Source organism: Citrobacter sp. Cu231 (genome assembly GCF_030332265.1).
GTDB classification, from domain to species: domain Bacteria; phylum Pseudomonadota; class Gammaproteobacteria; order Enterobacterales; family Enterobacteriaceae; genus Citrobacter; species Citrobacter meridianamericanus.
This window is the reverse complement of sequence record NZ_JAOWIE010000032.1, coordinates 552,908-565,980: the sequence shown is the minus strand read 5'-3', so window position 1 is coordinate 565,980 and position 13,073 is coordinate 552,908. Positions and strand designations below refer to the sequence as shown.

The window sequence follows — 13,073 nt, the reverse complement described above, 5'->3', positions numbered from 1 at the left end:
GAGTATCCCCAATTCAAATCACTACTTTCAGGCGAAAAAAAACCGGGCATTACGCCCGGCTCATCGGTGATTAGAAATTAATGTGCTGCTTCGGGCTTGTGCTTTTGTGCACTCTGGAAGCCATAGGTCAGCTCATTTTTCTCTTTATCCAGCGCAACGGTTACCTGACCGCCATCAACCAGCGAACCGAACAGCAATTCGTTAGCCAGTGGTTTTTTCAGGTTATCCTGGACCACACGCGTCATCGGACGTGCGCCCATTGCGCGGTCATAGCCCTTCTCAGCCAGCCAGTCTCGGGCTTCCTGACTCACTTCCAGAGAGACACCTTTCTGATCCAGCTGAACCTGAAGCTCGACGATAAACTTGTCAACAACCTGATGAATCACCTCAGTTGAGAGATGATCGAACCAGATAATGTTATCGAGACGGTTACGGAATTCCGGCGTAAACACTTTTTTGATTTCGCCCATCGCATCAGTACTGTTGTCCTGATGAATCAGCCCAATCGATTTACGCTCGGTTTCACGCACGCCTGCGTTAGTGGTCATGACCAGAACCACGTTGCGGAAATCCGCTTTACGCCCGTTATTGTCGGTCAGCGTACCGTTATCCATCACCTGCAACAGCAGATTAAAGACATCCGGGTGTGCTTTTTCAATCTCATCCAGCAGCAGTACCGCATGCGGATGCTTAATAACTGCATCTGTCAGCAAACCGCCCTGGTCGAAACCGACATAACCCGGAGGCGCACCAATCAGGCGGCTGACGGTGTGGCGCTCCATATACTCGGACATATCAAAACGCAGCAACTCAATGCCGAGTGCTTTGGACAGTTGTACCGTGACCTCCGTCTTACCGACGCCAGTCGGCCCGGCAAACAGGAACGACCCGACAGGTTTATGCTCGTGTCCCAGACCGGCACGGCTCATTTTGATCGCTTCCGTCAGTGCCTCAATGGCTTTGTCTTGTCCGAATACCAGCATTTTCAGGCGGTTGCCCAAAGTTTTCAGCGTATCACGATCGCTTTGCGAAACGCTCTTCTCCGGGATCCGCGCAATGCGGGCCACCACGGACTCGATATCCGCTACGTTGACGGTTTTCTTGCGTTTGCTAACCGGCACTAAACGCGCCCGCGCGCCCGCTTCGTCAATTACGTCAATTGCTTTATCCGGCAGATGACGATCGTTAATATATTTCACCGCCAGTTCGACCGCTGCACGCACCGCTTTGGCGGTGTAACGAACGTCATGGTGTGCTTCGTATTTCGGTTTCAGGCCGTTGATGATCTGCACGGTCTCTTCTACCGACGGCTCAGTGATATCGATTTTCTGGAAACGACGCGCTAACGCACGGTCCTTTTCAAAGATATTGCTGAACTCCTGATAGGTGGTTGAGCCTATCACGCGGATTTTGCCGCTGGAGAGCAACGGTTTGATCAGGTTAGCCGCATCCACCTGGCCGCCCGATGCCGCCCCCGCACCAATGATGGTGTGGATCTCATCAATAAACAGAATGCTGTTAGTATCCTGTTCCAGCTGTTTTAACAGCGCCTTAAAGCGTTTTTCAAAATCGCCGCGGTATTTGGTGCCTGCCAGCAGCGAACCGATATCCAGAGAGTAAAGGGTGCAATCAGCCATGACTTCTGGCACATCTCCCTGGACGATACGCCAGGCGAGACCTTCGGCAATGGCGGTTTTACCGACACCAGACTCTCCCACCAGCAACGGGTTGTTTTTTCTACGACGGCACAGGACCTGAATGGCGCGCTCCAGCTCTTTGTCCCGGCCAATGAGCGGATCAATTCCGCCCACACGGGCAAGCTGGTTAAGGTTAGTCGTGAAGTTCTCCATACGGTCCTCCCCGCCAGCTTGCTCTTCATTATTCGGCTGATTACCAGAGTCAGAAGACTGACTTGGTTCGTCTTTGCGCGTGCCATGAGAAATAAAATTCACCACATCAAGGCGACTCACTTCATGCTTACGCAGCAGATAAGCCGCCTGAGATTCCTGCTCGCTGAAGATGGCGACCAGCACATTCGCGCCAGTAACTTCATTGCGCCCGGAGGACTGAACATGGAAGACCGCACGTTGCAACACGCGCTGAAAACTCAACGTTGGCTGCGTGTCGCGCTCTTCTTCACTGGCAGGCAATACGGGTGTGGTTTGTTCAATGAAGGCTTCAAGTTCCTGACGGAGCGCCACCAGATCCACAGAACACGCTTCCAGCGCTTCGCGGGCCGACGGGTTACTGAGCAAAGCCAGTAACAAGTGCTCGACGGTCATAAACTCATGTCGGTGCTCGCGCGCTCTGGCGAAAGCCATGTTTAAACTGAGTTCCAGTTCTTGATTGAGCATAGGCACCTCCCCCAATATTTATGCCTGCATTCAGGCTTTTTCCAGCGTACACAGCAACGGATGCTCGTTCTCCCTCGCATACTTGTTCACCATCGCAACTTTGGTTTCAGCCACTTCGGCAGTGAATACGCCGCAAATCGCTTTACCTTGATAGTGAACTGCAAGCATCAGTTGCGTTGCACGTTCTACATCATAAGAAAAGAATTTTTGTAACACGTCAATAACAAACTCCATCGGAGTGTAATCATCATTGATTAATATCACTTTATACATAGATGGCGGTTTTAGCGCGTCACGCAATTTATCTTCCGCCAGCAGATCGAAATCCAGCCAGTCGTTCGTCTTACCCATGGTCAGTTGTCATCTTCAGTTACGGTTTCCGGCAGAAAATCTTGCCGCTGACCAGCAGCCTATGCGCACAATCAATCTACCTCAAGTATTAGATAACTATCATCTATTAGTGCCATTCGCGACATCTGTCACATAACCGACAATAGCGTTAACTGCTTCAAATTTTGATGCATTTTTACCCTATTCCGGCTGCCTGGCGCTTGACGCCCCGCCTGATTTCTCTAAATTGTAATTTCGAGAGTTGGCGAGGTTTTGAACAGCCCCCACTCCGCCACCGGTTCATTCCATCTTACTTATATAAGATTTACGAAGGATGTCGAAGTATGGAAACGGGTACTGTTAAGTGGTTCAACAACGCCAAAGGGTTTGGTTTCATCTGCCCCGAAGGCGGCGGCGAAGATATTTTCGCCCATTACTCCACCATTCAGATGGATGGTTACAGAACGCTAAAAGCCGGACAGTCTGTCCAGTTTGATGTCCACCAGGGGCCAAAAGGCAATCATGCCAGTGTCATCGTGCCTGTCATTGAAGCAGAAGCTGTCGCATAAATAACTCTTCTGTTTCATTGTGTACATCCTGCAGTCAAAATGCCAGCCCTTGCGGCTGGCATTTTTATCTCTGTGGCATTATTCCCGCGCCAGAGCATCTACTGGATCCAGCCGCGCGGCATTTCGCGCCGGAAGCCAGCCAAACAAAATCCCGGTCGCGGTCGAGCACAGGAACGCCGTCAACAAAGCTACGGGTGAGAAACCGATTTCCCAGCCGGGCAGGAATAGCTGAAGCGTAAAGGCGATCAGCATCGACAAGCTAATGCCCAACGCGCCGCCAACCAGACACACCAGCACCGCCTCAATTAAGAACTGTTGCAGCACGTCGCTGGCACGCGCGCCAACCGCCATACGAATGCCAATCTCGCGCGTTCGCTCGGTCACCGAAACCAGCATGATGTTCATCACGCCAATCCCACCGACGACCAGTGAAATCACAGCCACCAGTGTCAGGAAGAGTTGTAATGTACGTGTGGTCTTTTCGGCGGTTTTCAAGACACCGTCCATATTCCAGGTGAAGAAATCCTTTTTACCGTGACGCAACGTCAGCAGCCGGGTGAGCTGCTGCTCGGCCTGGGCACTATCATATCCATCCTTCACCCGCACGGTGATCGAGTTCAGCCACGACTGCCCCATAATTCGCCCGGACATAGTGCTGTAGGGCAGCCAGACCCGCAGGATCTTGCTGCTGCCGAACATCGACTGTTTCTCTTCTGCAACGCCAATGACCGTGGCCGGCATATTTCCCACCAGCACGACTTCGCCGACAACTTTCGCTTTATTGGGGAACAACTGGCGCCGGGTATTACTGTCGAGCACAACCACCTGAGCGCGCCCTGCCAGTTGCTCCGCGTTAAAAGTCGTTCCTTCGCTAAACGTCATGCCATAGACGTTGAAATAGTCGCCGCTAACGCCGTTCGCGCTGGCTGCCACGTCAATATTGCCATAACGGAGCCGCAGGTTCTTCGACACCGCTGGCGTAACCGAACTGACCCAGGGCTGTTTCTGTAATGCCGTTAAATCGTCATATTTCAGCGACTGTTGATATTGTGGATCGTCGTCGCCGAAATCTTTGCCAGGATAAATATCGATGGTGTTAGTGCCAATTGCGCGAATATCAGCCAGCACCAGTTGCTTCGCCGCATCGCCTACTACCACTATGGAGACCACGGAAGCAATACCGATGATGATGCCAAGCATGGTCAACAGCGTACGCATTTTATTCGCAGCCATTGCCAGCCAGGCCATGGTCAGCGCTTCACGAAAACCGCTGACAAACTGACTCCAGCCGGACGCCGTTTTCACTGGTGGTTCAGTTATATCGGCTCCGACAGCAGGCTTATGCGACGGTGGATTGCGCACAATTTCGCCGTCACGAATTTCAATGACGCGTTCGGCCTGTGCGGCAACCTGCGGATCGTGCGTGACGATAATCACCGTGTGCCCGCGATCGCGCAGCTGATGCAAAATCGCCATCACCTCTTCGCCAGAATGGCTATCCAGCGCGCCGGTAGGTTCGTCGGCGAGGATCACCTGCCCCCCGTTCATCAGCGCACGCGCAATACTGACTCGCTGCTGCTGTCCACCGGAAAGTTGAGAAGGCTGATAATCAACCCTGTCGCCCAGACCCAGTCGCTGGAGTAATTCCTGCGCACGCGCCAGACGCTGCTTACGTTCGGTGCCTGCGTAGACCGCAGGCACCTCAACGTTTTGCGCGGCGGTCAAATGTGACAGCAAATGATAACGCTGGAAGATAAACCCGAAATGCTCGCGACGCAGTTGCGCTAACGCATCGCTATCCAGCGTGGAGACATCGCGTCCTGCAACCCGATACGTACCGCTGGTGGGCTTGTCCAGACAGCCAAGAATGTTCATCAGCGTCGATTTGCCCGATCCCGATGCCCCGACAATCGCCACCATTTCCCCGGCCTGAATGCGCAAGGATACGTCCTTCAACACCTCGACCAGCCCTTCGCCGGACGGGTAGCTGCGGCGGATATTGCTTAGTTCAAGCAATGCCGTCATTTTGCAACTCCTGCGTTGCCCTCGCCGGTGATGACTTCATCCCCCTCTTCCAGCCCTTTCACGATCTCCACATCGGTGTCATTACGCGCACCGATAACCACTTCACGTTCGCGGGTTTCGCCATTACGCAGCAACCTGACGTTATAACGGTTATTACCAATAGGATCGCCCAGCGCCGACAGTGGGATCGTCAGAACATTTTTGATATCCGTGAGTTGAATATGAACCTGCGCAGTCATATCCAGACGCAGGATCCCTTTCGGGTTAGGAACTTCGAAGCGAGCATAGTAGAAGATCGCATCATTCACTTTCTCTGGCGTCGGAAGAACATCTTTGAGCGTACCTTCGTAGCGCGTCTGCGGATCGCCGAGGACGGTAAACCAGGCCTTTTGCCCGGCATGCAGATGAATCACATCCGCCTCGGAAACCTGCGCTTTCACCAGCATGGTGCTCATATCTGCCAGCGTCAAAATATTAGGCGCCTGTTGGGCGGCAATAACGGTTTGCCCCTGCAGAGTGGTAATTTGCGTTACTTCGCCAGCCATTGGCGCGACGATGCGGGTGTAGTCAAGGTTGGTTTTGGCGGTATCGAGAGAAGCCTGATTACGTTTAATCTGCGCGTCGATGGTACCGATTTGTGCCTGTTTCACCGCCATCTCGGTCGCTGCCGTATCGAGATCCTGCTGCGAGACCGCCTGGGTTTTTGCCAGCTGTTGCTGACGGGAAAGCGTCACCCGCGCCAGTTTCCACTCAGCTTCAGCCTGTAAACGCTGAGCACGTAATTCCATCAGCGTCGCTTCAACCTCTTTGATCTGGTTTTGCGCCTGTTCAGGATCGATAACACCGAGCAGCTGATCTTTTTTTACTTTATCACCGATCGCAACCGACAGCGTTTTTAACTGCCCACTGACCTGCGCCCCGACATCTACTTTACGCAACGCATCCAGTTTCCCGGTAGCCAGAACGCTTTGCTGCAGATCGCCCGGACGAACAATTAAGGTTTGATACTGAGGTAAAGGCGCATTGAGCGTTCTCCAAAGTGCAATTACTGCCACAATAATGATGATGGCGAAGAGAAAATAGCGCTTTTTGATTTTTCCCTTGAGCTTCATAAATGTCCTGGTTCCCCAATACGCCCACCAGAGTGGACTGATAAACATCAACACTAAATTAACAGGCGTTGAAAAGTGCAAAGAATAACAGAGTTATTGATGAATGGTTAAGATCCGCTGTGCTGAAATTAGTACTAAGGTATCAATCGGATTTTAATTATGAGTCAGCTAACTGAAGGCACTTTTCTTTCCACTAAACCCATTACCAGCTTTGGCCTTTTTTACCGGCTTAGTAGCGGTCATTTACGCCCCGCCCATTGCTGGGATAAAAGGAGCTTTCGTCGTAAGTTTATCTGGCGCTCATTGTTGATACCTCATCTTACTCAGGAATGGATGACAGAACTCGCCCAATGGCCGGATCTTGAAAACCTGCTATCCCGCCAACCCCGACTGCCGGTGCGTTTACATCGTCCTTACCTTGCCGCAAACTTCACCCGTAAAATGCGTTTAGACGCGGTGCGTTTTCATTATCATGTTATCCGCCACGCATTTTTACCCGCAGAATTTAACGCCTTATTAAGCAATGATGGCTTACAGCTGGCGCAAATTGAAGGCAAAGATGACGACGTATTTAACGTCACCATGATGATGTTGCCGGTACTGGATAAAGAGGGAGAAAGTACCATTCAGGTACAAAATGGCGACGGAGACGTACTGACTAAAATGACGTTTACGTTCTGCGAATATAATGGCAAAAGGACATTATTTATTGGCGGTGTGCAGGGCAATGCGCAACTTCCTCACGAAGCAATACAAAAAGCGACCAAGTCCTGTCACGGGATATTTCCAAAACGTATTGTGATGGAAGCCATTTGCCGGTTAGCAGAACGATTGAATATTGATAATGTTATGGCTGTCAGCAATGAACAGCATATCTTTCGCAGCCAACGCTACCACGATAAAAATAAGGTCATTCATTCCGACTACAACGCATTTTGGGAATCAGTTGGCGGCGAGTGCGACAATCTCGGTTACTACCATATTCCACGCACAATCGCGCGGAAAAGCGAGGCGGAAATTGCCAGTAAAAAACGCGCGGAATACCGCCGTCGCTATCAATTACTGGATGCAATACACGCCCAGCTATCCCAACTATTTCGCCACTAATCCGCTCTGCCGCGTGCCAGCCACAGCACGCGGGAAAACATTTTCCGCAGCAGCGTGGGCACCGCGTCAACGCCGCGCCTTCCGGCTTCCATCGCCACCTCAATGGCCAAATCCGGTTTTGATGAACGGTGAATCGCCTTCGAGATAATTTTGCGCATATTCATGGGCACGTTTTCCGGAATTTGCGCCACTCTGTGAAAGACGTCTGCAAACCCCTGGCGATACATAAAGTGTTCCATGTCCAGCGCGGGAAGCATGGTTAAATGATCGCGCTCTTCTTCTCTGTCGTTATTCAACAAACCGCGCACGGTAGCCGCATACTTTTTCCCGGCCTCATCACCGTCGACCAGCACATGCCACTCAATACCCATCCGACGGGCAAACTTCACCAGCGGCTTCAGGCCGGACTGGGCAAATTCAATAACTTTAATACCTTCCGCATCAAAATGGTGCCCGCACTGGCGAGCCAGTTCATTGATAACCCAGGTTTCCGTTTCACCTTCCACCAGCAGCCAACAGCGGGCAAACAATGACGATGCACGATTAAAACGAATATGAAAGGCAATACGCCGACCGTCTTCAGCGCTGATCCCACCCGGCCCCAGCCGCCAGGCGGCGACGCGAGAGGACTCACGCACCAGACGGACAACGTGTTCCACGGGCGTCAGGGACAGTAGTTCGCCGGAGTTAGTGGTTGCCACCCGCTGCAGAGGGAGTAGATTCAGCAGGTGCCAGGCGACCGACAGCATAATAGGATGTAAACGTGTTTCCGGGTCTTCAACCAGCAGTAAAGGCCGGGCGTCTTTATCCAGTCTCAGCGTTCCTTTAGCTTGCAACAGCGTTGAAAACAGTCCCAACAGGATCACCCGGTGTGTGCGTCCGCCAGGTTTATCAATCATACGGTTAATAATATCCAGATAGCGCCAGCTACGTTGTTCGTTATTGGAACGACGACGCATCAGCCGATAGCGTGCCTGGCCAGAACCCTGCTCAGAAAAGTAATGTTCCAGCAGTTGTACCATGGCCGATAGCCCCTGACGTATTTGCCCATCGGTCAGGTTTTGCGGTCGGGTAGCCAATTCGCGCGCCAGAAAATCCAGTTGCCGCGCTGTCACTTCGATTTCCGCTGAATCCGGCACCGTACCGTTGCGGATCCGTCGCATAAAACGGGCATCGCGCAAGCGCAATACCGGCATCAAACGTACGAGGTGTCGCGCCTGATCGTTAATATCGTCGAGGGTTAGCGGATGGCCCTCGCCGTCAAGAAAACTGCGTAACGTCAGAACACTACCGTCATCAGCACACTCACCTTCCAGACGATAGAAAATACGGTGATAGCCATCCTGGCACGGCGTCCAGCAGGCTTCCAGAGGACGATAGCGACGCACCCGATGACGGCCCGGCTGAGACTCACGAAACGTCAGGATAATATGCAAATGATGTTCCCGGCCCTGTATATCGCCCGGTGGGAACCAGAAATCTTCGCGGTCAAAGTGGTACAAATCAGTTTCCGGCGACAGCAACAAGGTTAAGGCATCCAGCAGACTGGACTTACCCCACGCGTTCTCACCAATCAGCACGTTGCTCTGCTCCAGCATCAGTGACAGACGGTTAATACCACGAAATCCAACAATCTCAACGCGTTCGAGAATCATATAGCCTCCGGAAATGCTAACTTTTTCCTTCAAGTTATCAGGAGTATAACGGCAAGCGGCGCTCAGGACACCCGATATCATCAGGAGGTTAATCGTAGGGCCCCATAATATAAGAATATTCTTCTTATGTTTTCCCTTGAATATTATTTCCGGACTCAATCATCGTCTTTTGTTAATTGAACTATGCTTCATTCATCCAATATTCAAAAAGGAATCACAACATATTGCCTTAAATCAAATTTTTTCATCAATTTAACTGGCGAAGGGGTGATGTTTTTTTCTAAAATATCCGCTCTTTCATCATCGTCCCTTTTAGCGATGAATTACCGGGCGAGAAACACGAACCCGGAACTTTTAATTGAGGTGGTTATGTTCAGGAAATTAGCAGCCGAATTCTTCGGTACGTTTTGGCTCGTCTTTGGTGGGTGCGGCAGTGCAGTTTTGGCAGCCGCATTCCCGGAGTTGGGTATTGGGTTTGTCGGTGTGGCATTGGCGTTTGGTCTGACCGTACTGACTATGGCATTCGCGTTAGGTCATATTTCTGGTGGACACTTTAACCCAGCGGTAACCTTCGGTTTATGGGCTGGCGGCCGATTCCCGGCAAAAGACGTTATTGGTTACGTTATTGCTCAGGTTGTTGGCGGTATTGTTGCCGCTGCGGCTCTGTATCTTATTGCCAGCGGTAAAGCGGGTTTTGATGCAACAACCAGTGGTTTTGCCTCGAACGGCTTTGGTGAACATTCTCCGGGCGGCTATTCCATGCTTTCTGCCGTAGTGATTGAAATTATTCTGACTGCTGGTTTCTTATTAGTGATCCACGGCGCGACCGATAAACATGCTCCGGCAGGTTTTGCCCCCATTGCAATTGGTCTGGCGTTAACCTTGATCCACTTGATCAGTATTCCGGTTACCAACACGTCGGTGAACCCGGCGCGTAGTACCGCTGTCGCCATCTTCCAGGGCGGCTGGGCATTACAACAATTGTGGTTCTTCTGGGTTATGCCGATTATCGGTGGGGCCCTCGGCGGTCTTATTTACCGCACTCTGCTGGAAAAACGCGATTAATCGCTAACAAAAAAGGCCTGGCGCAAGTCAGGTCTTTTTTATCCTCTCTATATTTCCTTTTATTTGCAACTTTACTCCCCTCTTTGCTTTGAGTAGTGTGTGCTGGCGCATTTCGTCTTACTTCTCAGCAAGGATCTGATTTTCATGTTTTCAGGGCTGTTAATCATTCTGGTTCCCCTTATTGTGGGCTACCTTATTCCGCTTCGGCACAGGGCTGCATTAAAACTCATCAATCGCCTGTTAAGCTGGATCGTTTACCTTATTCTCTTTTTTATGGGTATCAGTCTGGCGTTTCTGGATAATCTCGCCAGCAATCTGTTAGCCATTCTTCATTATTCTGCCGTCAGCGTGACGGTCATTTTGCTGTGTAATATTGCCGCACTGTTCTGGCTGGAGCGCTCGCTGCCCTGGCGACACAATCATAAGCAAGAAAAGCTACCTTCGCGAATCGCAATGGCGTTGGAGTCTCTCCAGCTGTGTGGCGTTGTCGTCGTGGGTTTCCTGCTCGGCCTCACCGGTATTTCCATTCTGCAGCACGCCACCGAAGCCAGCGAATATACGCTCATATTTTTACTGTTCCTCGTGGGTATTCAACTGCGCAACAGCGGCATGACCTTAAAGCAAATCGTGCTGAATCGCCGGGGGATGATTGTGGCGGTGGTCGTCGTTGCCAGTTCGATGTTGGCGGGGGTTATCAATGCGTTGATTCTCGACCTGCCGATGAAAACCGCGCTGGCGATGGCATCAGGTTTTGGTTGGTACTCCCTGTCCGGTATTGTGTTGACCGAATCGTTCGGACCGGTGATTGGTAGCGCCGCTTTCTTTAACGATCTGGGTCGAGAACTGATCGCTATTATGTTGATTCCAGGCCTGGTCGGTCGCAGCCGCTCTACCGCGTTAGGGCTATGTGGCGCGACATCAATGGATTTCACCCTGCCCGTATTACAACGTAGCGGCGGTCTGGAAATGGTTCCCGCAGCCATCGTTCACGGCTTTATCCTGAGTCTGTTAGTGCCTCTGTTGATGGCCTTTTTCTCCGCCTGATACACAGACAAATACCTCTCTGGCGGTAGTCAGCTACCGCCAAAATTGCGCTAAATCAATCTCCCTGCAAGTTGTAGCGGAAATCTCTTTTATCCCTGCGCGCACAGGCATAACCTAAAACATGTATATCAAATATAACTTTAAAAGGTGTGACCATGTTTTGTGTGCAATGTGAACAAACCATCCGTACTCCGGCAGGAAACGGCTGCTCTTACGCGCAGGGTATGTGCGGTAAAACGGCCGAAACCTCCGATTTGCAGGATCTGCTGATTGCTGCCCTACAAGGTCTGTCTGCATGGGCAGTTAAAGCACGTGAATACGGCATCATCGACCATGAGGTTGATAACTTTGCGCCGCGTGCATTCTTCTCCACGCTGACTAACGTAAACTTCGATTCCCCGCGTATTGTTGGCTACGCGCGTGAAGCCATCGCCATGCGTGAGGCGCTGAAAGCGCAATGCCTGAGCGTTGATGCCAGTGCGCACTGCGACAATCCAATGGCTGAGCTACAGCTGGCGAGCGATGATTTAGGCGACCTGCAACGTCAGGCGGCTGAATTTACCCCAAATAAAGATAAAGCAGCCATTGGCGAAAACATTCTCGGCCTGCGTCTGCTGTGCCTGTACGGCCTGAAAGGTGCCGCTGCCTATATGGAACATGCGCACGTTCTCGGCCAATACGACAATGCTATTTACGCGCAGTACCACAAAATCATGGCGTGGTTGGGTACCTGGCCTTCCGATATGAACGCTCTGCTGGAGTGCTCAATGGAAATCGGCCAGATGAACTTCAAAGTGATGAGCATCCTGGATGCTGGTGAAACCACGAAATATGGCCACCCGACCCCGACTCAGGTCAACGTTAAAGCAACCGAAGGTAAATGTATTCTGATCTCCGGCCACGACCTGAAAGATCTGTACAACCTGCTTGAGCAAACCGAAGGGACCGGCGTGAACGTCTATACCCACGGTGAAATGCTGCCGGCGCACGGCTACCCGGAACTGCGTAAGTTCAAACACCTGATCGGTAACTACGGCAGCGGCTGGCAGAATCAGCAGGTTGAATTCGCCCGCTTCCCAGGTCCAATCGTGATGACCTCTAACTGCATCATCGACCCAACCGTTGGCGCTTACGATGACCGTATCTGGACGCGTAGCATCGTCGGCTGGCCAGGTGTGAGCCACCTTGAGGGTGACGATTTCGGTCCGGTTATTGCTCAGGCGCAACAGATGGCTGGCTTCCCGTATAGCGAAATTCCGCACCTGATCACCGTTGGTTTCGGTCGCAAGACCCTGCTGGGTGCTGCTGATACGCTGATTGACCTGGTCAGCCGTGAAAAACTGCGTCATATCTTCCTGGTGGGCGGTTGTGACGGCGCACGCGGCGAACGTAACTACTTCACCGACTTCGCGACCAGCGTGCCAGATGACTGCCTAATCCTGACCCTGGCCTGTGGTAAATACCGTTTCAACAAACTGGATTTCGGTGATATTGAAGGTCTGCCACGTCTGGTGGATGCCGGTCAGTGTAACGATGCTTACTCTGCCATCATCCTGGCGGTAACCCTGGCTGAGAAACTGGGTTGTGGCGTGAACGATCTGCCGCTGTCTCTGGTGCTCTCCTGGTTCGAACAGAAAGCGATTGTTATTCTGCTGACCCTACTGTCGCTTGGCGTGAAAAATATCGTTACTGGCCCGACTGCACCTGGTTTCTTCACGCCAGACCTGCTGGCAGTGCTCAACGAGAAGTTTGGTCTGCGTTCCGTAACCACTGTTGAAGAAGACATGAAGCAACTGCTGAGCGCGTAAGGAG

The 13,073-nt window shown here is 51.8% G+C and carries 10 protein-coding genes; 5 read left to right on the top strand and 5 right to left on the bottom strand.

Annotated features, from left to right (window positions below):
- Positions 1-77: 77 nt before the first annotated feature.
- Together clpA and clpS are read right to left on the bottom strand one after the other, a co-directional pair.
- On the bottom strand, positions 78-2,354 hold the full coding sequence (gene clpA, locus OGY15_RS09155) for an ATP-dependent Clp protease ATP-binding subunit ClpA (RefSeq protein WP_187253378.1): 2,277 nt from the start codon (positions 2,352-2,354) through the stop codon (positions 78-80).
- Positions 2,355-2,384: 30 nt separating this feature from the next.
- Positions 2,385-2,705: an ATP-dependent Clp protease adapter ClpS gene (gene clpS / locus OGY15_RS09150; protein ID WP_151219778.1), complete on the bottom strand. Its 321-nt coding sequence runs from the start codon at positions 2,703-2,705 to the stop codon at positions 2,385-2,387.
- 323 nt (positions 2,706-3,028) lie between these two features.
- Here clpS and cspD point away from each other — a divergent pair, with 323 nt between their 5' ends.
- Entirely contained in the window at positions 3,029-3,253 is a 225-nt protein-coding gene (cspD, locus tag OGY15_RS09145) for a cold shock-like protein CspD (protein ID WP_003036813.1), read from the top strand.
- 78 nt (positions 3,254-3,331) lie between these two features.
- Here the strand turns inward: cspD and macB are convergent, their stop codons facing one another.
- Together macB and macA are read right to left on the bottom strand one after the other, a co-directional pair.
- Complete coding sequence (macB, locus tag OGY15_RS09140; RefSeq protein WP_151219779.1) at positions 3,332-5,278, bottom strand: macrolide ABC transporter ATP-binding protein/permease MacB; 1,947 nt, start codon at positions 5,276-5,278, stop codon at positions 3,332-3,334.
- Entirely contained in the window at positions 5,275-6,390 is a 1,116-nt protein-coding gene (macA, locus tag OGY15_RS09135; protein ID WP_187253379.1) for a macrolide transporter subunit MacA, read from the bottom strand. The genes macB and macA overlap by 4 nt, the downstream gene beginning before the upstream one ends.
- 159 nt (positions 6,391-6,549) lie before the next feature.
- Between macA and OGY15_RS09130 the strand changes: the two genes are divergently transcribed.
- A complete protein-coding gene (locus tag OGY15_RS09130) occupies positions 6,550-7,497 on the top strand; it encodes a VirK/YbjX family protein (protein WP_187253380.1) in 948 nt (315 codons plus the stop codon).
- Here the strand turns inward: OGY15_RS09130 and OGY15_RS09125 are convergent.
- Positions 7,494-9,152, bottom strand: coding sequence for an ATP-dependent endonuclease (locus OGY15_RS09125; protein WP_151224705.1), 1,659 nt, complete (start codon positions 9,150-9,152; stop codon positions 7,494-7,496). The two genes, OGY15_RS09130 and OGY15_RS09125, sit on opposite strands and share 4 nt — an antisense overlap.
- Before the next feature lie 369 nt (positions 9,153-9,521).
- On the opposite strand from OGY15_RS09125, the gene aqpZ reads away from it, so the two are divergent.
- The 3 genes from aqpZ to hcp all read left to right on the top strand — a co-directional run bounded on the left by aqpZ (position 9,522) and on the right by hcp (position 13,069).
- The gene (gene aqpZ / locus OGY15_RS09120) at positions 9,522-10,217 is read left to right on the top strand and encodes an aquaporin Z (RefSeq protein ID WP_286538955.1); all 696 of its coding nucleotides are present in this window, start codon (positions 9,522-9,524) and stop codon (positions 10,215-10,217) included.
- 144 nt (positions 10,218-10,361) lie between these two features.
- On the top strand, positions 10,362-11,261 hold the full coding sequence (locus OGY15_RS09115) for a LysO family transporter (protein ID WP_286538954.1): 900 nt from the start codon (positions 10,362-10,364) through the stop codon (positions 11,259-11,261).
- Between the two features lie 155 nt (positions 11,262-11,416).
- Positions 11,417-13,069 (top strand): hydroxylamine reductase, encoded by a 1,653-nt coding sequence (gene hcp, locus OGY15_RS09110; protein WP_286538953.1) that lies wholly within the window; start codon positions 11,417-11,419, stop codon positions 13,067-13,069.
- Positions 13,070-13,073: the final 4 nt, after the last annotated feature.

Coding starts and splice junctions, on each gene's coding strand:
- clpA (WP_187253378.1), bottom strand. CDS start 2,354: ATGCTCAATCAAGAACTGGAACTCAGTTTAAACATGGCTTTCGCCAGA.
- clpS (WP_151219778.1), bottom strand. CDS start 2,705: ATGGGTAAGACGAACGACTGGCTGGATTTCGATCTGCTGGCGGAAGAT.
- cspD (WP_003036813.1), top strand. CDS start 3,029: ATGGAAACGGGTACTGTTAAGTGGTTCAACAACGCCAAAGGGTTTGGT.
- macB (WP_151219779.1), bottom strand. CDS start 5,278: ATGACGGCATTGCTTGAACTAAGCAATATCCGCCGCAGCTACCCGTCC.
- macA (WP_187253379.1), bottom strand. CDS start 6,390: ATGAAGCTCAAGGGAAAAATCAAAAAGCGCTATTTTCTCTTCGCCATC.
- OGY15_RS09130 (WP_187253380.1), top strand. CDS start 6,550: ATGAGTCAGCTAACTGAAGGCACTTTTCTTTCCACTAAACCCATTACC.
- OGY15_RS09125 (WP_151224705.1), bottom strand. CDS start 9,152: ATGATTCTCGAACGCGTTGAGATTGTTGGATTTCGTGGTATTAACCGT.
- aqpZ (WP_286538955.1), top strand. CDS start 9,522: ATGTTCAGGAAATTAGCAGCCGAATTCTTCGGTACGTTTTGGCTCGTC.
- OGY15_RS09115 (WP_286538954.1), top strand. CDS start 10,362: ATGTTTTCAGGGCTGTTAATCATTCTGGTTCCCCTTATTGTGGGCTAC.
- hcp (WP_286538953.1), top strand. CDS start 11,417: ATGTTTTGTGTGCAATGTGAACAAACCATCCGTACTCCGGCAGGAAAC.